Raw genomic sequence first — 915 nt, 5'->3', positions numbered from 1 at the left:
AACATCAACCGTACCGCGACCAAGGCCGGAGGATTTGCAGCCGGTGCCGCAGGTTCCGGACTGGGAAATATCGGAGGGCGTCTGCGTGGAAAATAAACAGAACAGGAACATAAAAATCATGAAAACAGATGGAATTCAAATCACTGACCAATATTGAAAGCAGTTTCAGACGGATACGCCTGATGCTTGCGGTCTTTGTCGGATGCTGCACGCTTGTGACCGTCTTTGCCCTGTGGAACTCATACCGCTTTGCGGAGAAACAGCGTGAGAAAATTTATGTACTCGATGGCGGCAAGTCACTGATGCTTGCCCTTTCACAGGATCTTTCACAGAACCGTCCGGCTGAAGCCAGGGAGCATGTAAGAAGGTTCCATGAGCTTTTTTTCGGGCTGTCACCACAGAAGGATGCCATCGAGCACAATATCAACCGTGCCTTGCAGCTGGCGGACAAAAGCGCCTATCATTACTATGTGGATTTTGCCGAGAAAGGATATTACAACCGTCTCATTTCCGGTAATATCAATCAGGTGGTACGGGTGGACAGCGTGGTCTGCGACTTTTCCGGATACCCCTACAGGGCCAGGACGTATGCCCGCCAGATGATTATCCGTGAGAGTAATGTGACGGAACGTTCGCTGGTGACTGACTGCCAGCTTCAGAATACGTCCCGTTCCGATGACAACCCCAACGGCTTTATCATCGAACATCTGACCATACTGGAAAACAAGGACATAAGGAGCGTAGAGCGATGAAAAGGAACCTGACGAGACAGGCGGACCTTCAACTCAGGAGGTTCTGCCACAGACTTACCGTTAAACAGCGCAAGGCCGTTCTCTGGATACTGTTTGTCCCGTTTACCGCCGCATGTGTCTATACGGCATGCAGACCGTTTATAGGCAGTAAGAACCGGGAGTC

1 protein-coding gene is annotated in these 915 nt (G+C 50.7%); it reads left to right on the top strand.

Annotation, left to right across the window (positions count from 1 at the left end):
• Window positions 1-128 precede the first annotated feature (128 nt).
• Window positions 129-752: a conjugative transposon protein TraK gene (gene traK / locus I6E11_RS14685; protein WP_004326315.1), complete on the top strand. Its 624-nt coding sequence runs from the start codon at window positions 129-131 to the stop codon at window positions 750-752.
• The last annotated feature ends 163 nt before the right edge of the window (window positions 753-915 follow it).

The sequence above is a fragment of the Bacteroides caecigallinarum genome (genome assembly GCF_021531075.1).
GTDB lineage: Bacteria > Bacteroidota > Bacteroidia > Bacteroidales > Bacteroidaceae > Phocaeicola > Phocaeicola caecigallinarum_B.
Note: the sequence above shows the minus strand (reverse complement) of the source record. Positions and strands in the feature narration are given on the sequence as shown.